The organism is Burkholderia sp. MSMB1072, from assembly GCF_001524725.1.
In the GTDB taxonomy this organism is placed as follows: Bacteria; Pseudomonadota; Gammaproteobacteria; order Burkholderiales; family Burkholderiaceae; genus Burkholderia.
This window is the reverse complement of the sequence record NZ_LOYC01000056.1, coordinates 132,534-156,561: the sequence shown is the minus strand read 5'-3', so window position 1 is coordinate 156,561 and position 24,028 is coordinate 132,534. Positions and strand designations below refer to the sequence as shown.

General features: G+C 63.8%; 24 protein-coding genes and 2 pseudogenes. 9 read left to right on the top strand and 17 right to left on the bottom strand.

Annotated features, from left to right (window positions below):
- Nucleotides 1–110 precede the first annotated feature (110 nt).
- Nucleotides 111–398, top strand: coding sequence for a winged helix-turn-helix transcriptional regulator (locus WS89_RS25585; protein WP_236872845.1), 288 nt, complete (start codon nucleotides 111–113; stop codon nucleotides 396–398).
- Between the two features lie 375 nt (nucleotides 399–773).
- On the opposite strand, the gene WS89_RS25580 is transcribed toward WS89_RS25585, so the two are convergent.
- The 7 genes and pseudogenes from WS89_RS25580 to WS89_RS25555 form a co-directional block, all read right to left on the bottom strand.
- Nucleotides 774–1,088 (bottom strand): hypothetical protein, encoded by a 315-nt coding sequence (locus tag WS89_RS25580; RefSeq protein ID WP_059506115.1) that lies wholly within the window; start codon nucleotides 1,086–1,088, stop codon nucleotides 774–776.
- Nucleotides 1,089–1,220: 132 nt separating this feature from the next.
- A complete protein-coding gene (gene tkt / locus WS89_RS25575; protein WP_059794301.1) occupies nucleotides 1,221–3,266 on the bottom strand; it encodes a transketolase in 2,046 nt (681 codons plus the stop codon).
- Nucleotides 3,267–3,828: 562 nt separating this feature from the next.
- Entirely contained in the window at nucleotides 3,829–4,212 is a 384-nt protein-coding gene (locus WS89_RS33195) for a type II toxin-antitoxin system VapC family toxin (protein WP_082741968.1), read from the bottom strand.
- The gene (locus WS89_RS25570) at nucleotides 4,209–4,415 is read right to left on the bottom strand and encodes a DUF2191 domain-containing protein (RefSeq protein WP_059506299.1); all 207 of its coding nucleotides are present in this window, start codon (nucleotides 4,413–4,415) and stop codon (nucleotides 4,209–4,211) included. Before WS89_RS25570 ends, WS89_RS33195 begins: the two co-directional genes overlap by 4 nt.
- A gap of 507 nt (nucleotides 4,416–4,922) precedes the next feature.
- Nucleotides 4,923–5,663: a Crp/Fnr family transcriptional regulator gene (locus WS89_RS25565; RefSeq protein WP_059794297.1), complete on the bottom strand. Its 741-nt coding sequence runs from the start codon at nucleotides 5,661–5,663 to the stop codon at nucleotides 4,923–4,925.
- A gap of 516 nt (nucleotides 5,664–6,179) precedes the next feature.
- Complete coding sequence (locus WS89_RS25560) at nucleotides 6,180–7,238, bottom strand: helix-turn-helix domain-containing protein (protein WP_156440342.1); 1,059 nt, start codon at nucleotides 7,236–7,238, stop codon at nucleotides 6,180–6,182.
- Nucleotides 7,239–7,532: 294 nt separating this feature from the next.
- A pseudogene (locus WS89_RS25555) lies at nucleotides 7,533–7,781 on the bottom strand (efflux RND transporter permease subunit); the annotation flags it as partial.
- A 454-nt stretch (nucleotides 7,782–8,235) separates the two neighbouring features.
- Here WS89_RS25555 and WS89_RS25550 point away from each other — a divergent pair.
- From WS89_RS25550 to WS89_RS25525, 6 genes are all read left to right on the top strand, one after another.
- The gene (locus tag WS89_RS25550; protein ID WP_059794288.1) at nucleotides 8,236–9,144 is read left to right on the top strand and encodes a DUF6662 family protein; all 909 of its coding nucleotides are present in this window, start codon (nucleotides 8,236–8,238) and stop codon (nucleotides 9,142–9,144) included.
- Between the two features lie 11 nt (nucleotides 9,145–9,155).
- Entirely contained in the window at nucleotides 9,156–9,677 is a 522-nt protein-coding gene (locus tag WS89_RS25545) for an FMN-binding protein (protein ID WP_059794286.1), read from the top strand.
- A gap of 1 nt (nucleotide 9,678) precedes the next feature.
- Complete coding sequence (locus tag WS89_RS25540) at nucleotides 9,679–10,509, top strand: FAD:protein FMN transferase (protein ID WP_059794282.1); 831 nt, start codon at nucleotides 9,679–9,681, stop codon at nucleotides 10,507–10,509.
- A complete protein-coding gene (locus WS89_RS25535) occupies nucleotides 10,506–11,069 on the top strand; it encodes a hypothetical protein (RefSeq protein WP_179949819.1) in 564 nt (187 codons plus the stop codon). Before WS89_RS25540 ends, WS89_RS25535 begins: the two co-directional genes overlap by 4 nt.
- 70 nt (nucleotides 11,070–11,139) lie before the next feature.
- Nucleotides 11,140–11,451, top strand: coding sequence for a hypothetical protein (locus WS89_RS25530; RefSeq protein ID WP_082741967.1), 312 nt, complete (start codon nucleotides 11,140–11,142; stop codon nucleotides 11,449–11,451).
- A gap of 323 nt (nucleotides 11,452–11,774) precedes the next feature.
- Nucleotides 11,775–12,812, top strand: a complete 1,038-nt coding sequence (locus WS89_RS25525) for a hypothetical protein (RefSeq protein ID WP_257126929.1) — start codon at nucleotides 11,775–11,777, stop codon at nucleotides 12,810–12,812.
- Nucleotides 12,813–12,931: 119 nt separating this feature from the next.
- On the opposite strand, the gene WS89_RS25520 is transcribed toward WS89_RS25525, so the two are convergent.
- On the bottom strand, nucleotides 12,932–14,194 hold the full coding sequence (locus WS89_RS25520) for a glycosyltransferase family 9 protein (RefSeq protein WP_059794277.1): 1,263 nt from the start codon (nucleotides 14,192–14,194) through the stop codon (nucleotides 12,932–12,934).
- Nucleotides 14,195–14,666: 472 nt separating this feature from the next.
- Here WS89_RS25520 and WS89_RS25515 point away from each other — a divergent pair, with 472 nt between their 5' ends.
- Together WS89_RS25515 and WS89_RS25510 are read left to right on the top strand one after the other, a co-directional pair.
- Nucleotides 14,667–14,987, top strand: coding sequence for a hypothetical protein (locus tag WS89_RS25515; RefSeq protein ID WP_059794274.1), 321 nt, complete (start codon nucleotides 14,667–14,669; stop codon nucleotides 14,985–14,987).
- A 538-nt stretch (nucleotides 14,988–15,525) separates the two neighbouring features.
- Nucleotides 15,526–16,709 (top strand): annotated as a pseudogene (locus WS89_RS25510) (porin).
- Between the two features lie 124 nt (nucleotides 16,710–16,833).
- Here the strand turns inward: WS89_RS25510 and WS89_RS25505 are convergent.
- The 9 genes from WS89_RS25505 to WS89_RS25465 all read right to left on the bottom strand — a co-directional run bounded on the left by WS89_RS25505 (nucleotide 16,834) and on the right by WS89_RS25465 (nucleotide 23,950).
- Nucleotides 16,834–17,721, bottom strand: a complete 888-nt coding sequence (locus WS89_RS25505; protein ID WP_059794271.1) for an ABC transporter permease — start codon at nucleotides 17,719–17,721, stop codon at nucleotides 16,834–16,836.
- Entirely contained in the window at nucleotides 17,718–18,707 is a 990-nt protein-coding gene (locus tag WS89_RS25500) for an ABC transporter ATP-binding protein (RefSeq protein ID WP_059794268.1), read from the bottom strand. The genes WS89_RS25505 and WS89_RS25500 overlap by 4 nt, the downstream gene beginning before the upstream one ends.
- Before the next feature lie 67 nt (nucleotides 18,708–18,774).
- Nucleotides 18,775–19,806: an ABC transporter substrate-binding protein gene (locus WS89_RS25495; protein ID WP_059794265.1), complete on the bottom strand. Its 1,032-nt coding sequence runs from the start codon at nucleotides 19,804–19,806 to the stop codon at nucleotides 18,775–18,777.
- 48 nt (nucleotides 19,807–19,854) lie between these two features.
- Complete coding sequence (locus WS89_RS25490) at nucleotides 19,855–20,781, bottom strand: TauD/TfdA dioxygenase family protein (RefSeq protein ID WP_059794262.1); 927 nt, start codon at nucleotides 20,779–20,781, stop codon at nucleotides 19,855–19,857.
- A gap of 200 nt (nucleotides 20,782–20,981) precedes the next feature.
- Nucleotides 20,982–21,986, bottom strand: a complete 1,005-nt coding sequence (locus tag WS89_RS25485) for an SDR family oxidoreductase (protein WP_059794259.1) — start codon at nucleotides 21,984–21,986, stop codon at nucleotides 20,982–20,984.
- 58 nt (nucleotides 21,987–22,044) lie between these two features.
- Nucleotides 22,045–22,326, bottom strand: coding sequence for a hypothetical protein (locus WS89_RS25480; RefSeq protein WP_059794255.1), 282 nt, complete (start codon nucleotides 22,324–22,326; stop codon nucleotides 22,045–22,047).
- A gap of 120 nt (nucleotides 22,327–22,446) precedes the next feature.
- Nucleotides 22,447–22,716, bottom strand: a complete 270-nt coding sequence (locus tag WS89_RS25475; protein WP_179949653.1) for a DUF2934 domain-containing protein — start codon at nucleotides 22,714–22,716, stop codon at nucleotides 22,447–22,449.
- Between the two features lie 26 nt (nucleotides 22,717–22,742).
- On the bottom strand, nucleotides 22,743–23,168 hold the full coding sequence (locus tag WS89_RS25470; RefSeq protein WP_059794252.1) for a CBS domain-containing protein: 426 nt from the start codon (nucleotides 23,166–23,168) through the stop codon (nucleotides 22,743–22,745).
- Nucleotides 23,169–23,239: 71 nt separating this feature from the next.
- Nucleotides 23,240–23,950, bottom strand: coding sequence for an MgtC/SapB family protein (locus WS89_RS25465; protein WP_059794250.1), 711 nt, complete (start codon nucleotides 23,948–23,950; stop codon nucleotides 23,240–23,242).
- Nucleotides 23,951–24,028 lie beyond the last annotated feature (78 nt).

Here is a 24,028-nt window from a genome sequence, read left to right as displayed (position 1 = left end):
CGGTTACCATCATTTTCAAGTAACCAAATGGAAACCTCGGTGGGACGACGATGGGCTTGAGAATGCGAAAGAAGGTGGAGCCGCTTCCCGGCTGTCCGATGTCGAAATGCATGGCGTTGATCGGCGGCCTGTGGACGCCCGAACTGATCTGGTGCCTGAGCAACGGCCCGCGTCGGTTTTCGGAGTTGCGGCGCGACAACCCGACCATCACCGCGAAGGTGCTGACCGGCAGGCTGCGCGATCTCGAGGAGCGGGGCGTGATCCGGCGAAGCGTGTTGCCGACGTCGCCGCCGTCCGTGGAATACGAGTTGACGTCGCTGGGCCGGGAACTGCTGCCGGCGATTACGTCGATCGTGGAAGTCGGGTCGCGTCTGCTGCTTCGCGACCGGCCGCGCTAGCCATTCGTAACGAGACCGAGAGCCAGCGCTTCAACGAGATTGGTTGAGGAAGATGATGGGCGCTCAGGAAACTATTTCGCGCGACACAGTGCCGGCTGGTCGAAGCAATCGCTCGAAGACGAACGGGTTGGGCGCGCGCCACCTCGTCTTCGTCGGTACTTTCGAGAAGTAAGCATCGCGCGGATTGAGTTCGTCTCCACGGACCTGCTCGGCGCGGAAGGGCGCCCACCATGCTGAAGAGGGCGTGTACGACATTGGCGAGACCTGCACCGGAACCGCACAGCCCACGATCATGACAAGCGGGTCGCGACTCAACGGGCCGGCCAACAGCCGGCTCGCGGCAATCAATCCGCCCGATCCCGCCGACGCAACGCTTTACGCGTCTTTCAGCCAGGGCATTTCCACGGGTGACACGACCAGTTGCCGGAATTCGCGTTTCAAATCGAAGATGAAGCCGACGAGGATCATGGAGTCGGCGTAAGGAATCGGAAAGACATGCGGATTTTCCGGCGTACGCAGCGGGCGCTCCGGCGTGTCCGCCGTCGCCGCGGCGTTCTCGCGAACGCTTTCCAGCTCGTCGGCCATGGCCGCGCCACTGACTTGCAGCACACGGCTACGCAGGTCGCTGAAGGGCTCGATGCGCGCAGCGTCTTCGTGGTATTCGGGCACTTCATAAACGAACCAGGACATTATCGTCTCCCATGAGAAGGGGCGCTATTCTAACGCTACGCGAGAATCCATCGAAAATCGACCGCGCCCACTTCTCCAGGCACATCCACGAACCCTGCGAGGTCATCGCATCTCGAGCGGATCGCAGCAATGTCACACTTCGGATAACACCTGACGCGCCGCGCGAACAACCGCATCGACCGTAATGTCGAACTTGTCGTACACGTCCTTGATTTTCCCGGACTCGCCGAAGCTGTGCATGCCGACGAACCGGCCTTCCGGACCGATGTACCGCTCCCATCCCAGTTCGACCGCCGCCTCGACCGCCACCCTCGCGGGAGAAGCGCCCAGCACGGCCCGTTGGTAATCGCGTGGCTGTTCCTCGAAGAGCAGGCGGCACGGCATCGATACGACGGCCGTCGGCACGCCTTCGTGCTGCAGGACGTCGCGTGCCTGGACGGCGAGGTCGACCTCCGAACCTGTCGCGAGCAACGTGAGTTGGCGCGGCCCGCCATCGGCCTCCCGCAAAATATAGGCACCGCGTGCCGACTTGTTTTCGTTTCCAGGCTCGTTGCGCAGGAGCGGGACCGGCTGTCGTGACAATGCGAGGAGGGCAGCCCGGCGGGGCTGTTCGAGAATCAGTTCCCAGCACTCTGCCGTTTCGACTGGGTCGGCTGGCCGATAGACCGCGAGTTGGGGAATGGCCCGAAGGGCGGCAAGGTGCTCGACGGGTTGATGAGTCGGGCCATCTTCTCCGAGACCGATGGAATCGTGCGTCATCACGAAGATGGACCGCACCCGCATCATCGCGCTCAACCGGATCGCCGGTCGGCAGTAGTCCGAAAAACAAAGGAATGTGCCGCCGTACGGAATGAGGCCGCCATGAAGGGCAATGCCGTTCATGGCGGCGGCCATGCCGTGTTCGCGGACGCCGTAATGAAGGTATGAACCGTTGAACCGGCCGGGCTCGATCGCGATTTGCTTCTTCGTCTTCGTATTGTTGGACTGCGTAAGGTCGGCCGAGCCGCCCAGCAATTCCGGAATCGCGTCGACGAGATAGTCGAGCACCGCACCGCTGGCCTTGCGGGTGGCCATTGCACTGCCACCGGCAATAAACGCCTGCCGTGCCGCCGCAATCGCCGCCTTCCAGTTATCCGGAAGCTTTCCGGCATTGCGCCGGTCGAATTCGGTACGCAGCGCATGCGGCGCCTGGCGGACGCGCTCCTCCCACGCGAGTCTCGTCTTGCGGCCACGCGCGCCGATCTCCCGCCATGCTTGCAGCAGGTCATCCGGGATTTCAAACGGCGGCGAATGCCAATCGAGCGCCTGGCGTGCGCCCGAGATTTCATCCTCGCCCGGGGCATCGCTATGGGCTTTCTCGGTTCCAGCCTTCGTCGGAAAGCCGAATCCGATGATCGTCCTGCATGCGATCAAGGTCGGTCGATCATGCGTTGTCCGGGCGGTCTCGATGGCGTTCCGTATCGCATCCGTGTCGTGGCCGTCGATTTCCAGGACGTGCCATCCAGCTGCGTGAAAGCGCTCGATCTCGTTGTCCGAGACTGCGAGCTTGGTGGCGCCGTCGATCGAAATCGAATTGTTGTCCCAGAACGCGATCAGTCGGCCCAACCGGAGGTGGCCGGCCAACGAAATGGCCTCGTGGCTGATGCCTTCCATCAGACAACCGTCACCGAGAAATACGTACGTGTAGTGATCGACGAGATCGTCGCCGAAGTGCGCATTCATGACGCGCTCGGCCAACGCCATGCCGACGGAGTCCGCAATGCCTTGTCCGAGGGGGCCGGTAGTCAGTTCGATTCCCTCGGCGTGCGAGTACTCCGGATGACCGGGTGTCTTGCTGCCGACTTGCCGGAACCGCTTCAGCTCGTCGATGGTCATGTCCGAATAGCCCGTCAGATAGAGAAGGCTGTAGAGGAGCATCGACGCGTGTCCGTTGGAAAGCACAAACCGGTCTCGGTCGATCCAGTGAGGGTCCGATGCATCGAATTGCATGAACTCCTTGAACAGGACCGTCGCGACGTCAGCCAACCCCATTGGCGCACCAGGATGACCGCTGTTGGCTTTTTGGACTGCGTCCATGGTGAGGAAGCGGATGCAGTTCGCCAGCGCGCGCAGATGTGGGTCTCGTGGGGACGGCACCGCTTTCGCAGTCGTCCCGGAATTTGCGGTGGGATCGCTCATCGGTTCTCCTGTGTTGGCTGGGAAAGATGAGGCCACGGTGCAATATGCATACCTTCTCGACGATGGCGAGGATATAGGGAGATGTTCGAAGCGTTTGCCTTCGACTTAATCGTTGATGGGGTGCGCGTCCCCGTCATTGCCTGGATGCAACGTGTCGGGAAGGATGTCGACCTCGTCTCGGTATCCACACGAGATCCACGCCAACTGCCCCTGCTTTAATAGCGGTTCAGTTCGATTCAGCCCGCCGCGCGACCAACTCGACGCATGCGAAACTTAACGCAGTGTCCGGGATGGGGCGCCACCACACTATGTCCCCAAAGCAGAAAGAGATGGAGCAGGCGCTAAAAGGCATTCTGGATTGGTAACGGGCCGTGACCTATCAACGCCACGCACTGCGGACGTGCAACGAATGGGTAGGCTGGCAGTCTGATCTGGTTTTTCTGGCACTTGCCGCACGGATGGGCGGCCCGCCCAGAAGCGGGCGGCCTAATCGCGAGCAGCGAAGCGGGACCGCGCCTAGGCACGGCGACAGACCGCGCAAAGAAGTCGGCAACTGCTTCGCTCAATGCAGGTCAGGCGGTACGTAGTGAACCCCGAATTGCTCTGCCAGTTGCGCGAGCCGCCGATCGCGCGTCCAGAGTCGGGTGTTCGGGGTCAACAGCACCGATGCAAGCAGCGTGCAATCCACGGCACCGCATCCGCGCCCATACAGCCGTTCCCGCTCGATCCAGTCCGCTACTTCGCCTGGCGTCGCGCGGCGCGTTTGGCGCAATAACGCGAGATCTCCCAGCGTTCGTGCCCGCGGTTCGGGCGGCGTCCCGCACGTGAGCTCAAGTATCACCAGTGGATGTGTAAGGACGTTATCGACGCTCAGAAGTTGGATAAGCGCTGGTAGTGGCCGCCGGAAATGCTCGGCCCACACGGACGTGTCGACCAACACACTCATCGGACGATTACCTCGGGAGCGCGGCGCGGGACATCTGCCATGTCGGGCGCGCGACCGCCCAGGGCGGCCAGGCGTTGACCGGCCTGGACGCGCACGAAGGTTTCAAGTGCCGTCCGGAATAGGTCGGCCGGCGGCATGCCAGGTTCCGCGAGTTCGAGTGCGCGCGCATAGAGAGCGTCGTCGACGGTGACGGTGGTACGCATGATGGCTCCTTTGATGCTTTTCCGCATCAATTTTAGCATCAATTCAACAACGATTCAGTCATTGACAAGCGGATCACCAATCGGCCTGAAGTGGGGCCGTGACGCCTTCGCCAAGGAGATCCGACTACGGTGGCGTTAGAAGTTGGCGAACGTCGCTGGCGCCCGCATGGGCAACCGTTTCGATCTCTATGCTCGCACCAAGGCGGGTGTGAGGTGTCGTCAAGCATGTCGTGCCACCACGATAATTGTGTAATGGGCTGCTGCACAATTACCGGCACTGGAAAGCCGTTGCGACCGAAGGCTTATTTGTATTATTTCGGCGTAGCCGGAAACCGACATGCCTGCCTAGTCCGGACTGTAAATTTTAAGAGGACCCCAATAAAGCGATAAACAACATTATGTTAAATCACAATGCAGCATCGAAAAACGTCAAGCCCCTTCGTCACTTGCGGCCCGCAGCAACATCAAATTCACCTTGTGCGCCCCGATGCCGATGCGCCGTTCGGATCAGTTGTGCGTCGCGGCAGGCACGTCCGTGCACGTCGACAGACAGAGCTTGATCTCGTCTCGCACGACATCCTGACAGCCGCACGATGCCTTCTCGAGACCGCGGAGATCGCCAAGTTCAATGGAACCGCGATACTGCCGGATCAAGCCGAGCTTCTGCAGTTGGCCCAACGCGTCCGTGATCGTTTCTCGGCGCACGCCGAGCATCTGCGCGAGCATGTGGTGCGTGATCTGAATCTCGATGCTGCGTGACCGGTCGTATGCAAGCAGGAACCATCGGCACAACTGGTGCTTGAGCACATGATGGCGACTGCAGAGCGTGATCTGAGACATCTGCGCCATCAGCAGCCGCACGCAGGCGAACACGAGTTGGCGAATCTCCGGCGACGCATCGAACGCGACGTCGAATACACGGCGATCGAGCCTGTAGGCGGCCCCGTCGCGACACACGACGACGCGGCGCGGCATCCTGCCGCGGCCGCCGATCACATCGTCGCACACCACGCTTTCGCTACCGATTCCTGCTACTTCGAGCGTCATGCCGCCGGACGCCACGTACTGCAGAGAAATCGCCGTCGTCACGGGTAGATAAACCGCAGCGAGCATTTTGCCCGGTTCGCAGAGCACTTCTCCGGATTTGAGATGCACGAGTTGCAGGTGAGCGGCCAGCGTGGCGCGCTCGTCATGGCCGAGCATCGCGAGAAACCAGTTGGCGTCGAAACTATGGGAAAGCTCGATCATAAACGGCTGCTATCATGAAACGTGCCGATGAAAAGACAATATCGACCGTGAATTTTACGAGCCGGAAAGACAAATCCCGTATGGCGTTATCCCCAACCGCTTCTTCATTTTCACGCCCATGCAAAACCATAAAGAAGGCGGGCTGCCGAACGACAGCGCCGCCATAAAGGTCATTAATGTAGACCAGGCACGAACGCGCCATACAGGATAGAACGGCGCGTCAATGGAATTCTACGCGCGCGAATCGACATATTTCCGATCCGTCATGAAATTGGATCATTTAAATACTAATCTGGGACTTTTCGTAGAGTTGTAAGGCCGTTGTCACGCTCGCCTTGCGGTTCGTCGGACGAAATCGCGACGAAGACGGCATAGTTCGCAGGACACTGCGCCGCCCCCGCCCCATCACGCGAGCCGAGAAATGAGACCCTTGCCCGTCAATCCGTCCGCTCGATGGCGGACCTCGCCAGCCTCGTTGGCTTCAGCAGCCCGTTTCATCGCGTCATTCGTGCCGGATCAACCGTGATCAAGAAAGGCGGTCATCCACGCGCTGAATGTAGGGTTCTGCAGATCGGTCGATACGCTGGGTTGCATTCGCGCGCAACGCACTGCCCGATCTTGCATCTCCCTTGGGGTGCAATCAAACTCCGCCTTGAAGACTCGACTGAAGTGTTTCTCGTTCACGAAACCATGACGACGCGCGACCTCTCCGATCCGCGCACGCAACGACGTTGGATCCGCCAGCGCGCTGCGCGCGCGACGCAGTCTCTTTTGGAGGATGACGTGTGACACACCTGCGCCCGTCGTCGATTCGAACAGACGATATAGACTCGAGCGGGAAATACCTATTTCCTTGCAGATTCGGTCCGGTCCAAGATCCGGCTCCAACAGATGTGCGTCGATGTAGCGTTTCACGCGTTCAAATCGGAGCGCATCAAGTTCGGACTGCGCTTGAGCCAGTGAATCCGCGGCCGGCTGCAGGCAGGCTCGCAAGATATCGGCCGTCGCCTGCGCAACGTACGGCATTTCTGCGACGGACATCCGTGCGAGACGGGCGTGTAGCGACTGCATGTAATCCGCCAGCAGACCGGCGAGGCCGCTCGTCAGCGTTTGACCGTGAAGTGCGGACATGTCCACTGGAAGAATGCTTCTCGGTACGATCATATAAATCGTGTCACCGAGTGTTACCGAATAGTCAGCTGTCTTCGCCCGGTCCAGAAAAAGCAACTGGCCGCCGCATACGTTCACTTCGCGCGTACCAGCCCAGCCTTGTATGAGTTCGGATTGATGCAACTCCAGGCAGTAGTAGTCGAGGCCGTCCGCACGAATGTGCCGTGTCGAACGTCGGGCGCGATGCGGGACCTGCCTCGCGGAATTCTTCCATATCCGCTGCCCTGCTACGAATTGACCGAGCTGAACGGCCTGCATCGATGCGTCGAAGTGGACGGTGGGGTCGTCCGGCGCTTCAAGGTCGATTATGCCGTTCAGCTGATTCCGCCATGCATCGAATTTTTCGTGCTGCGATAGAGGTTCCGTCGAAAATCGAAAAATGGGGAGCGACGCGTTGTTGTCCACGGACGACCCTGCTTTTGATGCCCACAATGGAAAAATGATACTTGGTCACCTATAACACCATTGTCAAACATCGTCATATTTCGAGCGCATTCAGGGCTTTCGGCGATAAATGGGCCGCTAACAACTCGAGTTACCGGTTTCACCCTTCGAGCCGCTCATTCATTTTCAATGTCCATTTTATTTTATTCTGAAAAATATATTCTTCTTCGCAGAATATCGCCCCGAGAATTCCGTACATTGAAGCATGGGCATTTCATTCATATAACCCGCCTTCATCTTTCAATCCGGCATAACTCACTCCCCGACCACCTCGGCCTGACGATCGTCGCGCTTCGTCACCGCCACCCGCCGGCCGTTTCGCCCGATCGACGCCACCACCCGAAACGCCACCGGCGCAAACCCCAGCCCGCACATCGTTGCGGCCAGCACGCCCCCAAACGCGCCTGTCCCGATCGACCGCCGGCTCTCCGCACCCGCGCCCGTCGCCAGCACCAGCGGCACAACGCCGAGCAAAAACGCCATCGACGTCATCACGATCGGCCGCCGACCGTCCCAATGGACCTCGCATCTTTACATGTCGCCTGCGCACAACAGGTTGATCGTCTGGCCACGGTCCCGCATTTCTAACAATCTCATTTCTTAATTTAAACAATAACATTACTTCCAACCCGGTGCCGCAGCGTGTTATCCGCAACGGCCGCGAGGTGGAAATCCCACGGCGCCGGCCTGACGGCGCGTACGTCGAGCCGCAGCCGCTTGCACCGGCACTTGACCTCACATTCAGCCGTGATTCGCCAAATATTACAAATAACTTTCTTGTCACGAGCAATTTTCCGCAACAATCTGCACCGTTAATTTCTTCATATGAAATAAATGCATTGCGAATGAGAATTGCTTCTATTAGCATTCGCCGCCGGTAATTAACCGTAATAAATCAAGGAGGCACACCGTGCGTGGCTTCGCAGCCTGACGAAGCCCGCATCGCGTGGCAAACGACATGAGAAGACAAGCATCCCGTACGTCCACGAAACTGGCCGCAGCGTTCGGACTGGCGGCCGCGTGTGCGGCCGGCGCCGCGCACGCCGGCGAATCGCCGTTCGGCTGGATCTACACCGCCGACGTGATGCCGAAAGGCCATTTCGAACTGGAACACAGCTCGTTCTTGCAGCAAGGCCAGACGCAAGGCACCTACAACTATCTGAAGAACCGCGAGGAGATCGAGTACGGCTTGACGGATCGCTTGCAGTTGTCCGGCTACGTGAACTGGAGCTACACGAACGCATTCCGCAACGGCATCGACGGCATGACCGGCGGCCCCGGCACCGACCTCGGTCCCAACGACGATCCGGCCGGCCGCTATCGCAAGACGCGCTTCGACGGCGTATCGCTCGAAGCGATCTACCAGGTGCTGAACCCCGTGACGTCGCCGATCGGCCTCGCGTTCTACCTCGAGCCGGAAATCGGCCCGCGCGAGCGCGCGCTCGAGTGGCGAGTCATCCTGCAGAAGAACTTCCTCGACGACCGGCTGATCGTCGCCGCGAACATCATGGGCGAGCACGAGAAGGAAAAGACCGCGATGGGCGACGTCGAGCGCGCGTCGATGATCGACCTGACCGCGGGCGTGTCGTACCGGTTCACCAACAACCTGAGCGCCGGCGTCGAAATGCGCAACCATCGCGAGTTCAGCGGCTACTGGTACAACCGCCGCGAGCATTCCGCCTGGTTCCTCGGGCCGAACCTCCATTACGCGACCAAGCACTGGTGGGTGACCGCCGCGTGGCGCCATCAGATGCCGTGGGTGCAAACCTTCAACGAGGATCAGGAAGCCGTCAGCGCCGGCGGCCGCATCTTCGGCGAAGAGCATGCGCGCAACGAATTCATGGTCAAGGTCGGCGTGCCGTTCTGAGGAGAAGCGCGATGAAATGGATGCCCTTTGCCGTCCTGCCGGTCGCGCTCGCCGCGGCGCCCACGTATGCGGTCGAATACCTGAGCGTCGCGCAGGCGCAGGCTGCGATGTTCCCCGGCATCACGCTGTCGCCGGTCCTGCTGAAGCTGCCCGACACTGTGCGCGACGCGATGCTCGAGCGTTCCGGCGTGCATGAACCGTTCGACGAGAAAGGCGTGTGGAAAGCGCCGGACGGCGGCTGGTTCGTGCTCGACAAGGTTGTCGGCAAGCACGAGAAGATCGCCTACGCCGTCGCGCTGAACGCGAACGGCAGCGTGCGCGGCATCGATATCCTGTCGTATCAGGAGACCTACGGCGCCGAAGTGCGCAACGCCGACTGGCGCGCGCAGTTCGTCGGCAAGACGTCGCACGACGCGATGCAACTCGGCAAGGACGTGCGCAACATCAGCGGCGCGACATTGTCCTGCAAGCACATCACGCAAGGCCTGAAGCGCGTGCTCGCGCTGCACGAGCTCGCGCTCGCGAGGATGTGAGATGCCTGCGCGCGCCCGTCCGCTGCTCGGCACGATCGTCGAGATGCACGTCGACGAACGCGCGGGCGGCGATGCGCTGCCGCATGCGTTCGAGCAGGTCGCGCAAGTCGAGCGGCTGATGAGCTTCCACCGTGCGGACAGCGACCTGGGCCGCCTCCACGCCGCCGCGCTCGATACGCCCGTCGCCGTGCATCCGTGGACATTCCACGTATTGCGGCACGCGCAGCGGCTGTTCCGGCTAAGCGGCGGACTCTTCGATCCGACGGTCGCGCGCACGCTCGTCGCACGCGGGCTTCTTCCCGCGCCGGCCGGCCGCGTGCCCGACGCCAGCGCCTGCTTCGACGCGGTCGAACTGCACGCGGCATGCCGCGTCGTGCGCCGCCGGGATGTATGGATCGATCTCGGCGGCATCGCGAAAGGCTTCGCAGTCGACATCGCGGTCGCCACGCTCCGCCGGGCGGGCGCGACGGCGGGAGCGGTGTCGGCGGGCGGCGATCTTCGCGTGTTCGGCGACGCGCCGCAGCCCATTTCCATACGCACCCCCGACGCGCCAGCGCGCTCCCGGGTGCTCGGCCTCCTGACGCGCGGCGCGGTGGCGACGAGCGGCCGCTACTTCGCGTCGAGCTTCGGTTTTCCCGACGACGCGCAGACGATCGTCGCGACGGCGCCGCATGCCACACACACCGCCGCGCACTATGCGAGCGTGTCGGTCGTCGCGCCCCGCTGCATCTGGGCCGACGCGCTCACCAAGCTCGTGATGCTTACCGGCGCCGACGCGCCGCTGACGGCACACGTTCTTCAATCCCATCACGCACACGCGGTCACATCATGACAACCTCGTCCCGTCCCGGCCAGCGCAAAGGCACCGGCATCCTGCTGCATCCCGCGCACTACCGCCTGACGCTCGCGATCCTGACGATCGTCGCGCTAAGCGGACTCGTTTACTGCGGCGTGCGCGATGTAGCGCAGGTCGAGGACTGGCCGTGGTCGCATCCACTGCTGCAGGCTCACGGCGCGTTTTCGTTCCTCAGCCTGATCCTCCTTGGCTCGCTGCTGCCGCAACATATCCGCTTCGCGTGGAACGCGCGGCGCAATCTCGTCACCGGTGTCATTGCCCTCAGCACGATGGCGATCCTCGCGATCAGCGCGTACGGGCTCTATTACGCGCCAGAGGAATGGCACCTGCTCATGAAGTGGACGCATATTGCGATCGGCGTCGCGCTGGTTGCCACGATCCCGCTGCATATAGTCGTCGGGCGCACGCGGCGAGTGCACGGCCATACGCGCGGTCACTCTCATGGCGTACCGCGCGAGCCGGGCGAAGCGAGCGCCGGCCGGCATCCGAAAGCCGACAACAAGCAAGCCGTGTACGCGGAGACGGCGGACGGCTGAACACACGTCCGGAACCGTCGGCATCAAGGAACGCGTCGCGCCTCCACTCAACTGATCCGATTAGCTCGCGATGGGATACTCACCCCGGACATTTCTGATCGCTGCGGACGACTCGATCTGCCGGCTTAGCAAGCGCTACTGGCAAATGCTCGGGCAGCCGGACAGCCACCGTCTGCCGGGTTTTGCCGGGCAGCGGGTGCGCATCGCAAACTTGCTCGTCCAGCTGGTGAACCGTGTCCCGACGCGTGTCGTGTATCGCGACTTCATGATCGTCACCTTTGATGCCGACGGCGCGCTCGACGTCGGCCAGATCGTGGAACGCATGGCCGTGCACGGCGATGTCATTTTGTCGGGCGGCACAGCCGGAACGGCCGCGACGTGAAGATCGTCGATGCGACGGCGCGCAGGGTGGTAAATGGACACCGTCGCCGGTGCTGGCAACGGCTCTCGAAGAGGCGGCACTTGGGCTACGACCGCGCCCTCGGATCTGAAGGGGCGCTTGGCCCAGCTACCCGGTGGGGCGTTAAATTTCCCTTTTAAATCATCTAATTAAGGTGATTTTGGCGAAAATTTCACGAATCCCGGCCGACCCTCACTGCCGGTCTATGCTGTAGCCGCATCGACGACGACCAAACAACCGGCCGTGGTCGCGAACATCGAGGCGGACCCGACATGCTCCGGCGTTCCGCCAGACGCGATGCTCGCATGGGTCGGCGTTCACGTCGCATTTCCTCTCCAGCCAACACCGCATTTCGTGATATTCCCGATCCGGGAAGCCGGCTTCCTGAACTGAACGAACCGACAACGCGTTATATTCTGGTCCCAGGCAGGACCACTCCGGAGCCTCCCGCCATCGCCACCCTTCCCTACGCGCTTCTTCACCCCGAGAGAACGATAAAAATGGACCACGCGCAATATTTCAACCAAAGCTCGATCCAGGCCGCGAATCTTCGCCTGCACTACCTATCGCAGTTGCTGCGCGAGCAGACGGGCTCGATCGTCCAGTACGGCATCCTGCGCGGGTTTCCCATCGGTTTCAGTCATTGGGCGGAAGTCGCGGTCGGCGGCTATCTGCTCGGCACCTACGAGATCGCCGTTTGCGCGATCCTGGAAGCGCTCGGGTCGCCTGAAAAGGTGCTGGTCGATCTCGGGGCCGCCGACGGCATTTTCGGCATCGGCCTAGTCAGGAACAACGTCTTTGCGCGCAGCCTGTGTTTCGAGATGGACGAGCAACGCCGCCACGCGATCCAGCACCGCGCCGCGGAAATGGGGCTGGCGGACCGCGTCGCCGTCTACGGAAAGGCCGATCGCAACCTGCCCGCGATCCTGTCGGAGCACGGCGGGGAGCCGGCCGGACGGGTCATCCTGTGCGATATCGAAGGCGCCGAGTTCGACCTGTTCGACGACGCGCTGCTGGAGCAGCTCTCCGGCAGCCACGTCATCGTCGAAATCCACGACTTCCTGCTTGCCGACCCGGAGCAAGCCGCTCGCGCGTTCGATGAATTGAGTCAGCGCGCGAGCAAGTACTTCAACGTGTACGAGATCCGCGACGGGCTGCGGGACATTCGCAACATCCCGTTGCTGCGACACTGGTCGGACTGGGACGCATGGCTGATGTGCGTCGAGGCGCGCTACCGGATGATGCGGTGGCTCTGGCTCGAGCCGAAAAGCCAGCCGCGGCGCTCCGATCACGACATCGATCGTCTGATCCTCGACTACCAGCGCCGAATTTTCGCCGTGTGACGGACGCGCGCGGCGTGTATCCGCCGCGCGCGTCCGGCAACGTCACGATCGGGCGCATCCGGGCGAATCGCCGCCCGCTCGAACGAATGCGCGCTGACGATGGATGTGGACGGTAGCGCCTACCCGATTGCATCGTCGCCGGACAACGCCTGCGCCATCTCCGATATCGGCCTGCTCCAGTCACCCAATGTCGCTTGCCGATACAACTGCATCGACCTGTACCACGGCGTGTCTCGATGGCAGTTGGACCAACGCTCGTCGCACGCCGCCGACAGCAGTACCCACACTGGCCGTCCGAGCGCGCCGGCGAGGTGGGCAGGCCCCGTATCCACCGTGATCAACAAATCGAGCGAATCGAGGATCACGGCCGTGTCTCCGAGATCGCTCAGCTCGTCACTGATGACGCCAATGCCATGTTTATCGAGCACCGCATATTCGTCGTCGGTGATCTTGCCGAACTGCAGCGCATGGAAGCGGCTCTGGGGCGCACCGAACAACGGCGCAAGTTGCTCCAGCGAGATCGATCGATAGGGTTCATGGCGCACCGAGGTACCGCTACGCCAGATCAGGCCAATTTCGCGAACGCCGTGGCGTCGATTTTTGAAAATGTCGGCAATCCGCGCCGTCATTTCCCGTCCGGCCGGTGCCTGCAAGTATGAATCGGTGTAGCAGGGAAAGTATGGCGTCGCCTGATAGCGCACGAAGAGGTCGAAGGTACAGATGACGCAATCACTTTGGTCGATCGCACTGCGGGCATCTTCTACGACGGTGATCCAATCCCATGCGGAAAATATCGCCGCCAGTGTGTTCGGCGCCTGCAACACGACAGCCTGTGCCCCTTCGTCCCGCAAGAGATGCAAATACCGAGAAAACATGATCACGTCGCCCAGTCCCCCCTCCTGAACGACGAGGACACGCTTTCCCGCGACCGATTCGTCGAATCGCAGAAGCTTGCCGACGATTTTTTCGTACTCGACGGTATCGCTCCGATAGATATTGGAAACGATAGCGGCTCGGCTCCAGGTATCGCGTAGCCGTCGGCTCAGGGCGTGGGCCTCGCGAAAACGACCTTGAGCGTATTGCGAGATCGCGAGTTCGACCTGCACGATTCTGAGATCAGGCTCATGATCGAGTTCGGTGATGGCTCGAGTCAATAGCGTTTCGGCCTGCGAAAAAAGGCCGAGATAGTTCATGTCGATGCCGATCTGCGCGCGAAAGAATGGCTCTTCAATGCGATCCGCGAGTTCCTTCATCAGTCGAATCGCTTCCTCCGCGTGGCCCGACAACCTGAGCGCGCGGCCCAGCGCGAGGCCGGTGCTCGCGGACTTCTCGCGAAGGTAGGCGTTGTATGCAACGTCGAGCGCGAATTGATCGCTTGTCAATTTATCCCCGCATGGAATTCCGGTAATTCGGTTTCTATATACGATCGAGTTTTATTTTGGGCGCCGTCGACACGACGACGTATCGCGGTCGCCATTTGCGGTATCCGCCACCGCCACGCGATTCCCCCGTACCGGCAGCTTGCGGTCGCAGGCTGCGGGAAATATGCCGCTTGCGCGCGCGACCTCAATCCGCGAACGCGACAGGAAGACGGCCGGCCGTCGGCGGCATACCGCTACGACGCCGCGGTCACTTGCCGAACCTTACACTTTGCCCGCGCGACATAAAAGCCCTCCGCCCGGGAACATTTGTCAAATAACTTGAATGCCCGACAACGGGCCGACGATTTCCCTTAACATCCGCCGTCATGTCGGCTCACGTCGAACACGGTCGGCCGACCGTCGGGCATCGGCTATCGATCGTTCTATTGGACGCCCACCCGGCACCGATTTCATCCGCACCCCAGGACCGATCATGTTCCAGACTCCAGGAGATTCCTTCGTCAACGGTTCGTTGCTGGGCCTGTGCGTCGAGGTGCCGATTGCCGTGCTGGTTTCGCTGGCCATGCACGGTGTCGACTGGAACGGCCCGCGCGTCGCGATGCTCGTCGCCACGCCCGTGCTGATCGCGTGCGTTGCGCTGCTGACCCGTCCGGTCGCATTCAGCACGGTATGGAAGCACAAGCGCTCGCCTTTCGAGCTCGACGACAATCTCCGCGCCTCGATCTATGGCCGGCTCTGCGGGATCGCGCTCGGCGTGGTGTTCGGCATCATGGTCGCGACGACGTTCTCCTGATCCGGTCGCCCGAACCTTCCGGCGAAACCCGCATCGCCACCGGTCGGCAAGCGCTTCCCGTTTCCTTGCGTCATCCCGCCGCAACCGGCGGATCGAACGACGTATCCCACAACGGCGCGACACGGGCCGGGCCGTTCAACACGCCGATGCGGGCAAACAGGCCCGCTCCCGCCCTACCAACGTTTCGCGGAATCGATATGCGAACGTGCGTAGCGCATCGGTCGGCCCTCGCCTAGCGAGGCGTTGCGTAAACGCATCGTCATGCGAACGACGGGTATTGCGCACATCGAACGATTTCATCGATCGATATGACCGCACACGTGCATTTTCGACACGCAACGTTCGCGGTCCGCGCGATGCGTTCGCCACAGCAGGCGTGCCGGACGCGATCGTTGCGCACATGCCGGGCCGACGGCAACGCACATTACAAATCGGCCGCGCAGCGATTTACAAACCACGGATCGGCCGTTCGTCGGCGCGTTCGTCGTCAATAGCATCGTGATCCTCACAAACGTATCGATAACGACAGAGGATGGTCATGATCAAAAAAACGGTGGCGCTGGGTTTGGTTTCGATCGGTTCGGTCAGCGCGCATGCGCAAAGTTCGGTGACGTTGTACGGCGTGGTCGACGCCGGCATCGCGTATACGAACAACCAGGGCGGCGCGAGCAACATCCAGCAGACGAGCGGCAAGCTGAGCGGCAGCCGCTGGGGCCTGAAGGGCGCGGAGGATCTCGGCGGCGGCCTGCAGGCGATCTTCACGCTGGAAAGCGGGTTCCGGCCGAGCGATGGCGGGCTCGGCCAGGGCGGCCGCCTGCTCGGCCGGTCCGCGTACGTGGGCTCGGCAAGAAAGGCCTCGGCACGCTGACGTTCGGCCGTCAGTACGAGCCGATCACCGATCTCGTCGCGCAGTACTCGGGGGCCGGTTTCTGGTCGCCGGCCACGCACGTGGGCGACAACGACAACATGAACCAGAGCTTCCGGTTGAACAACGCGGTGAAGTTCCGCAGCGACGCGATCGCCGGCTTCACGGCCGACCTGCTCTATGCATTCAGCAACCAGGCCAATGGCGGCGCGGGCACCGGATTCTCGAACAACAACGCATGGGGCGCATCGGCGAACTACGTGAACGGCCCGCTGTCGATCGGCGGCGGCTATGTGCGATTCAACCATCCCAATGCGACGTCGAATACGAGCGGCGCGGTGGGCGGCGCGACCTCGAGCACCGGCAACGACTACAGCGGCGCGTTCTTCTACGGGCTGAACGGCGGCGTACTGAAGCAGCAGATCGGCGCGGTGGGCGCGAACTACGCGCTCGGCCGTACGACGCTCGGCTTCGCATGGAGCCACACGCAGCTCGACTATCTCGACGGCTCGTCGCGCAAGCTCAACAACTACGACTTGAACGCACGCTACCAGATCACGCCGGCGGCGACGCTGATCGGCGTCTATACGTTTACCGACGGGCGCGCGAGCGGCTTGCCGGGCACGAGCGGTCAGACGCTGAAGCCGCGCTGGCACCAGTTCACGCTCGGGTTCGACTATGCGTTGTCGAAGCGCACCGATATCTACGTGTCGGGGATCTACCAGCTCGCGGCTGGCGATGCGAGCACCTCGACGCCGGGCGGCTATCGCAAGATCGCGGCGATCTCGAACATCGGCAGCGCGTCGTCGACGAACCGCCAGCTTGCGTTCGTCAGCGGGCTGCGCGTGAAGTTCTGACGGCACCTGCATCGGATGCGGCGCGACAAGCGCCATCCGTAGCGTATCGGGACGCCCCGGCGCATATGAAAAGCCGCTTTCGGCCTACGTCATGCATGCGCCGGGATCGATCGCGCCCGGCGCGTCAGTGCTGGATGCCCCAGCGCCGCACGGTCGCGCGTTCGAGCGTATCGAACACGAGGTTCTCGATCAGCAGCCCGATCACGATGACGGCCGCGAGGCCCGCGAACACGCGATCCGTATACAGCTCGTTGCGGTTCTGGAAGATGTACCAGCCGAGGCCGCCCTGCCCGGCGCTCGCGCCGAACACGAGTTCGGCCGCGATCAGCGTGCGCCATGCGAAGGCCCAGCCGACGCGCAAGCCGGACAGGATCGACGGCAGCGCGGCCGGCACGAGGATCAGCGCGATCTGGCGCAGCCCCGTGAGTCCGTAGTTGCGCCCCGCCATTTTCAGCGTGGCGGGCACGCCGGCAAAGCCGGTATACATGCTGAGCGCGAGCGGCCACAGCACCGCATGCACGAGCACGAACAGCAGGCTGCCGGTACCGAGCCCGAACCACAGCAGCGCGATCGGCAGCAACGCGATCGACGGCAGCGGATTGAACATCGACGTGAGCATCGTGAGCAGATCGCGGCCGATGCGCGTGGATACCGCAAGCGACGTCAGCGCGAACGCCAGCAGCACGCCCAGCGCATAGCCGCGCAGCAGCACCGACATCGAGATGCCGGTCTTGACCAGCAGTTCGCCCGACTCGATGCCTTGCACGAACGCGGCCAGCGTTGCGCCGAAAGTCGGGACGAGCAGATCGTTCGCGACGATGCGCGCGACGATCTCCCATGCGGCGATCAGCACGAGCGCGATGACGCTGCGGCGAAACCACGCGGCGGCGCCGATGCGGCGCATGAGCGGCGCCGGCGCCGCGCGCTCGGCGTCGGGCAGCACGTCGAGCGTGCGCGTGTATTCGGCGCGCACGGGCGGCAGCGGCGGCAGGAGGGGATCGAGCGTACTCACGATGCGGCGTCCTCCGTCGTCGGTGCGTGGGGTGCGTCGGTGTCGAACAGCAGGCGATGGATCCGCGCGACGTTGTCGCGGAAGTCGCCGGTGTCGACGTCGTCGAGCGAATGCTCGTGACTGTTGAGCTCGGCGCGCACGCGGCCCGGATGCGGCGACAGCAGCAGAATCCGGTTGCCGACCACGAGCGCCTCCTCGATCGAATGCGTGACGAACAGCAGCGTGAAGCGGAATTCGTCCCACAGCCGCAGCAGTTCCTCCTGCATCTTGCGGCGCGTGAGCGCGTCGAGCGCGGCGAACGGTTCGTCCATCAGGAGCACGCGCGGCTGCATCGCCAGCGCCCGTGCAATCGCGACACGTTGTTTCATGCCGCCCGACAGCGTATGCGGATAGGCGTCCGCAAACGTGCCGAGGCCGACCTTGTCGAGATAGTGCAGCGCGCGCTCGCGTGCTTCGGCACGCGACAGCTTCGCGGCAGCGCGCAACGGAAACGCGACGTTCTCGACGACCGTCTTCCACGGCGGCAACTGGTCGAACTCCTGGAACACGACGATGCGGTCCGGCCCCGGCCCGCGTACCGGCCGGCCGTCGAGCGCGATCGAACCCGAGACGGGCTCGATGAAGCCGGCGATCGCCTTCAGCAGCGTCGACTTCCCGCACCCCGACGGGCCGAGCAGCACGAAGCGGTCGCTGCCGTACACGTCGAAGCTCACCCGATGCGTCGCGCGAACGATCCGCGCGCCGCTGCGGTATTCGAGGCTGACCTCGTCGATGGCGAGCAGGCGTTCGCTGTGCGTGCCGGCGGGCGCGGCGTTCCCTGCGGGCCGGCCGGCGGCACGTATGTCGGGCGCGGCGGATGCGGCCGGCGACGCGCCGTCACGCGCCGCATAGGGCGGCAACCAGGTTCGGGGAGAAGTGGCGTTCACGATCGAATCTCTTGCGGGCAAAGCATCAACATACGGCCGGGCGTCGTGCGGACCAACCATCGATTGTGCATATCGAAACCGCGCCGACGCATAAGCGTCGATCGCGGCGTCGCAGCATCGGCGCCGCTCAACTGCCGCCGGCCGTCGCGGGATCGTCGAAGAAGTAGTCGCGCCACGACTTCGGTTCGTTGCGGATCGCACCGGTGCGATGCATGAACTGCGCGAGCGGCAGCGTATTCTGCGGCGCGGTCTTGAACTGCACCTGCGGATTGCGCAGGATCTTCAGCAGCAGCGCGCGATCGATCTTCGACGCGTTCACGCGAATATAGGTATCGGCCGCCCGCTCCGGATCGGCCGCGATCTGCCGGGCGGCATCGGCCAGCGCGGCGACGAACGCGCGGTAGGTCTTCGGGTTGTCGTCGCGGAATTTCTCGGTCGCGTACAGCACCGTCGCGGAGCTCGGGCCGCCGAGCACGTCATACGAATTCAGCACGATGTGCGCGTTCGGGTTGCCGGCGAGTTCCTGCTCCTGGAACGGCGGATTGCCGAAGTGACCGGTGATCACGTTGCTGTTCGCGAGAATCGCGGCCGTCGCGTCGGGATGCGGAATCGCCTGCGTGAGTGCGTCGAGCTTGTCGAACTGCTTGTCGCCCCACTGCTTCGCGGCCGCATACTGCAGCACGCGCGACTGCACCGACACGCCGACCGCCGGCACCGCGATCCGGTCCTTCGCGCTCAGGTCGGCGATCGTCTTCACGTTCGGGTTGCTGCTCACGAGGTAGTACGGAAAATTGCCGAGCGACGCGACGCCCTTCACGTTCTGCCGGCCGCGCGTGCGGTCCCACACGGTCAAGAGCGGGCCGACGCCCGCGCCCGCGACGTCCACCGCGCCGGACAACAGCGCGTCGTTCACGGCCGCGCCGCCCGACAACCGCACCCAGTCGACCTTGATGTCGAGGCCGGCCTTGCGCCCCTCCTTCTCGATCAGTTGCTGGTCGCGCGCGACGTTCAGCATCAGGTAGACGACGCCGAACTGCTCGGCGATGCGGATGCGGCCCTCGGCGTGCGCAGCTTGCGGGATCGCCGCGCCCGCGAAAGCGAGCGCGGCGGTGAGCGTGGCCGCCAGCGCGCGACGCGCCGGCAAAAACGAAAACGACATCGGAACTCCGGTCAGGAAGGGGCGAAAATGAACGACGCGGCGCGCGGCTCAGAAAGGCGCGTCGCCTTCGATCGTCGTGCGGTACAGTTTGCGGCGCAGGTGGTCGGGCGTGCCGGCGGCGAGATGCATCAGTGAACGGTTGTCCCAGAACACCAGGTCGTGGTCGCGCCATGCGTGTCGATACAGGTGCTCGGCGCGCACGCTGTGCGCGAACAATTCATCGAGCAGCGCGCGGCTTTCGTCGTCGGGCAACCCGACGATGCGCGTCGTGAAATGCTCGCTGACGAACAGCGCCTTGCGGCCGGTTTCCGGATGCGTGCGCACGACCGGATGAACGACCGCCGCGACCTGCGCGATCTGCTCGGGCGACAGGTTGGGCCGCCACGGGCTGCGCGCCTGCAATTCCGCATAACGCGCCAGATACGTATGCTCCGCGCGCCGCCCTTCGATCGCGCGGCGCAGATGGGCCGGCAGCGTGTCCCATGCGAGATGCATGTTCGCGAACAGCGTGTCGCCGCCTTCCGCCGGCAGTTCCTGCGCGTGCAGCAGCGAACCGAGGCTCGGCTTTTCCTTGTACGACAGGTCGGAATGCCAGAAATGGCCGGCGTCGCCGAGCCCGATCGGTTTACCGTTCTCGACGATGTTCGACACGATCAGCACTTCCGGGTGGCCGGCCAGCGCGAACTGGTGCAACACGTGAATCTGCAGCGGACCGAAGCGGCGGCTGAACGCGATGTGCTCGTCCGGCGTGATGCGCTGATCGCGAAATACCAGCACGTGGTGATCGAGATGCGCACGATGGATGCGCGCGAAATCGTCGGCACCGAGCGGTTTCGACAGGTCGAGGCCGATCACTTCGGCGCCGAGCGGCGCGTCGAACGGCACGATGTCGAAGTGCTGCGCCACGCCGTCCGGCCGCAAGGCGGGATGCCCGGTGGAAAGCGTTGCGGCGTCGCGGAGGGCGGTAGTCGTCACGGCACGGCTCCTGATTCGGTCAAAACGCGAATCTACGAGGGCGTGCCGGCGGGCGTCAACGAAGCGATTCGGATACGTTTATCTGCTGCGGTGATAAAGATCGCTGCTCGCGCATACGGCGCCGATTCGGGCGGAATCGGCGATCGGCGTCGATGGCGGGAGGTTCCGGCCGCGTCCGGCCGCGTCGCGCCGCCAGCCAACTAAGGTTGCCCGGCGCCACCCGACGCGCCATAGATCTGCCCGGTCACATAGCTCGCGCGCGACGACAGCAGCTCGACATAGATCGACGCGATCTCGGCCGGTTGTCCCGGCCGCCCCATCGGCACCTGTTCGCCGAACGTCTCCACGTTGTGCGTCGTCTGTCCGCCGCTGACCTGCAACGGCGTCCAGAACGGCCCCGGCGCGACGCCGTTCACGCGGATGCCGCGCTTGATCATCTGCTTCGCGAGCCCCTTCGTGAAATTCGCGATCGCCGCTTTCGTCATCGCGTAGTCCAGCAGATTCGCGGACGGGTCGTACGCATTGACCGACGTCGTATTGACGATCGCCGAACCGGGCGGCATGTGCGCAATCGCGGCCCGCGTGATCCAGAACATCGCGTAAAGGTTGGTGCGCAGCGTCCAGTCGAACTGCTCCGTGCTGATGTCGAGGATCGATTCGTGGCTCTGCTGGCGAGCCGCGTTGTTCACGAGAATGTCGAGCCCGCCGAGCGCGGCGACCGCCCGCTCGACGAGCCCGTTGCATGCGCCTTCGCTGCGGATGTCGACCGGCAGCGGCACCGCCTTGCGTCCCGCGCTGCGGATGAGGTCCACGACTTCGCGCGCATCGGGCTCCTCGTCGGGCAGATAGACGATCGCGACGTCCGCGCCTTCTCGTGCACAGGCGATCGCTACCGCGCGGCCGATGCCCGAGTCGCCGCCGGTGATCAGCGCCTTGCGGCCGTCGAGCCGGCCGCTGCCGCGATAGCTGCGCTCGCCGTGATCAGGACGCGGCGTCATGCGGCCCGCAAGGCCCGGCCACGGCTGGTGCTGCTGCGGAAACGGCGCATGCGGATAGAGCGTGCGCGGATCGCGCGGCGCCGTATCGCCGGCGTCGGGCGGGCCGCCCGTTTGCGCGATCGTCGGCAGCGCGACGCTGGCGACCAGTCCGGCCGTCGTGCCCTGCACCCATTTGCGACGGGATTCGGAAACTTCGTCTGATGACATGATGGACTCCGGTGCGTGGATGGCGGAACGGAACGGGGCGATTCCGGCGGCGGCGCCGCTACAGCGGTCGCGGCCGGTTGCCCGAATCGTCGGGCGCGTCGTGTTCGTCCGGCCACGGCTTGCCGGCCGGATCGCGCGCCTCGGTCTGGTGCGGATCGTCCGGCACGACCTTGCGCGCCTGATCGTCCGGAATCGTGTCCAGCTCGCCGCCGCCGGGCGCATGGCCTGAGCGCGCGGTCGATGCGCGGCCGGGTGTCGGCTTGCGCCGGTCCGGCGCGCCGGCCGCCTCGCGTGCCGGGTCGGGCGACGCGGGGTTCTTTCGTCGAGTGTCCTGGGTCATGACTATCTCCCTGTTCGGATGGTGTCGGGCCGACCACGCGCGGGGTGCACGGGATCCGTAATCGCACGTGGTCCGCCTGCGTCGTCCCGCGGCTGCCGCTGGGTCGCGGCCGGACACGTTTCACCGCCGGCGCCGCCTTTCGTGCGCGACCTCGCCGGTCGGCACCGCGTCGACGTCCTGCAGCGGCTCGCCGGGGTTGCGGCGCTTCGCGGACTGATCGGCCGGCAAATCCTCCGTCTGCCCGGCGCGCCCGTCCACGCTGCCGCCTTCCGCATCGAGTTGCTGCTCGGCCCGCCGCCAGTATTCGTCGGCGCTGCCGTCCGGCGCGCCATCCGCCTGCCACAGCCGGTATGCGCGCTCGCGGATCTGCGTTTCCCTGTCTTCGTTCATGCCGTTCTCCGTGTCTGCCATGGCGATCACCGATCCGGGCGCGACGGCGCCGACACCGCGCCGAGCGTCGACGACATTCCGCCGTCCGCGGCGGTAGCCAGATCGCCCAGCGCGACGATGCCGACCAGCCGCTTCTGTCGGTCGACCACCGGCACGCGGCGAATCTGCGCGTCTTCCATCTTCTTTTGCACCGCCGAAACGTCGTCGTCCTCGTAACACCAGTTCGCGGGTCCGCTGACGACGCCCTCGACCGCCTCGTCCGGCGGCACGCCCATCGACACCGCGCGCACGACGATGTCGCGGTCCGTCAGCATGCCGATCAGCCGTGTGCCGTCGCACACGGGCAGCGCGCCGACGTTCAGGTCGTTCATCAGCCTGGCCGCATCGCGCAGGCTCTGCGTCGGGCCGATGGTCGCGGCGTCGCGTGTCATCACTTCCGATACACGTGTCATGTTTCGCTCCTTGGAAAGCCGCCCACGGCGGCCTGCTGCACGAGCATCGCGCGTTCCGGCCGTCGCGCGGGTCAGTTCTCCGCCGAGCAGCGGACCGACGTGAGGCCGGCCGATTCGAGGATCCGCATCAGTTGCTTCATCATCACGTCGGCGTCGGCCGCTTCGCGCCACTGCACGAACATCTCCTCCTCGCGCGCCGCGCATGCAGTCGTTTCGCGAAAACTCCTCGTTCGGCACGTGAAACCCGCGTCGCGCAATTTCCCGCCCAGTTGGTTGCGCGCGGCCGACCCCAGCGGATATTCGACCGTGACCAGCGCGGTCCTGGTGCGCCGCAAGCGCTGCTCGACGAACCGCAGCGGCCAGACAACCAGCAGCGCCAGCACCAGCCCGAGCGCACCGAGCGACAACTGGCCGCCGCCGATGCACAGCCCGATGACCGTCACGAACCACAGCGTCGCGGCGGTCGTGACGCCGGACACGAGGCCGTCGCGATGAAGGATCGCGCCGCCGCCGATGAAGCCCATCCCGGTCAGGATGCCGAGCGGCAGCCGCATCAGGTCGAGCACCGAGAACGCGCCCTCCGGTTTGCCCGCTTGCAGCAACAGCGCATTGACCTGCAGCATCGACAGGCACGCGGCGAGGCAGACGAGGATCGTCGTGCGCAGTCCGGCCGTCTTGCCGGATTCGCTGCGATCGATGCCGATCAGCCCACCCGCGATGAGCGCCAGCAGGATCCTGACGAGAACGTCGTGCCACTGCAGTACGACCGGCATCGGTTCCATGCGCGCCTCCCCATGCGAATCGTCATGTGCCGGGGCGCGAACGCCGCCGACGACGCTGAACCGAGCAAGCATCGGGCC

Excerpts from the sequence above, each read along its gene's own strand:
- WS89_RS25585 (WP_236872845.1), top strand. The coding sequence starts at position 111 with ATGGCGTTGATCGGCGGCCTGTGGACGCCCGAACTGATCTGGTGCCTG.
- WS89_RS25580 (WP_059506115.1), bottom strand. The coding sequence starts at position 1,088 with ATGTCCTGGTTCGTTTATGAAGTGCCCGAATACCACGAAGACGCTGCG.
- tkt (WP_059794301.1), bottom strand. The coding sequence starts at position 3,266 with ATGAGCGATCCCACCGCAAATTCCGGGACGACTGCGAAAGCGGTGCCG.
- WS89_RS33195 (WP_082741968.1), bottom strand. The coding sequence starts at position 4,212 with ATGAGTGTGTTGGTCGACACGTCCGTGTGGGCCGAGCATTTCCGGCGG.
- WS89_RS25570 (WP_059506299.1), bottom strand. The coding sequence starts at position 4,415 with ATGCGTACCACCGTCACCGTCGACGACGCTCTCTATGCGCGCGCACTC.
- WS89_RS25565 (WP_059794297.1), bottom strand. The coding sequence starts at position 5,663 with ATGATCGAGCTTTCCCATAGTTTCGACGCCAACTGGTTTCTCGCGATG.
- WS89_RS25550 (WP_059794288.1), top strand. The coding sequence starts at position 8,236 with ATGAGAAGACAAGCATCCCGTACGTCCACGAAACTGGCCGCAGCGTTC.
- WS89_RS25545 (WP_059794286.1), top strand. The coding sequence starts at position 9,156 with ATGAAATGGATGCCCTTTGCCGTCCTGCCGGTCGCGCTCGCCGCGGCG.
- WS89_RS25540 (WP_059794282.1), top strand. The coding sequence starts at position 9,679 with ATGCCTGCGCGCGCCCGTCCGCTGCTCGGCACGATCGTCGAGATGCAC.
- WS89_RS25535 (WP_179949819.1), top strand. The coding sequence starts at position 10,506 with ATGACAACCTCGTCCCGTCCCGGCCAGCGCAAAGGCACCGGCATCCTG.
- WS89_RS25530 (WP_082741967.1), top strand. The coding sequence starts at position 11,140 with ATGGGATACTCACCCCGGACATTTCTGATCGCTGCGGACGACTCGATC.
- WS89_RS25525 (WP_257126929.1), top strand. The coding sequence starts at position 11,775 with ATGGGTCGGCGTTCACGTCGCATTTCCTCTCCAGCCAACACCGCATTT.
- WS89_RS25515 (WP_059794274.1), top strand. The coding sequence starts at position 14,667 with ATGTTCCAGACTCCAGGAGATTCCTTCGTCAACGGTTCGTTGCTGGGC.
- WS89_RS25500 (WP_059794268.1), bottom strand. The coding sequence starts at position 18,707 with ATGGTTGGTCCGCACGACGCCCGGCCGTATGTTGATGCTTTGCCCGCA.
- WS89_RS25495 (WP_059794265.1), bottom strand. The coding sequence starts at position 19,806 with ATGTCGTTTTCGTTTTTGCCGGCGCGTCGCGCGCTGGCGGCCACGCTC.
- WS89_RS25485 (WP_059794259.1), bottom strand. The coding sequence starts at position 21,986 with ATGTCATCAGACGAAGTTTCCGAATCCCGTCGCAAATGGGTGCAGGGC.
- WS89_RS25480 (WP_059794255.1), bottom strand. The coding sequence starts at position 22,326 with ATGACCCAGGACACTCGACGAAAGAACCCCGCGTCGCCCGACCCGGCA.
- WS89_RS25475 (WP_179949653.1), bottom strand. The coding sequence starts at position 22,716 with ATGAACGAAGACAGGGAAACGCAGATCCGCGAGCGCGCATACCGGCTG.
- WS89_RS25470 (WP_059794252.1), bottom strand. The coding sequence starts at position 23,168 with ATGACACGTGTATCGGAAGTGATGACACGCGACGCCGCGACCATCGGC.
- WS89_RS25465 (WP_059794250.1), bottom strand. The coding sequence starts at position 23,950 with ATGGAACCGATGCCGGTCGTACTGCAGTGGCACGACGTTCTCGTCAGG.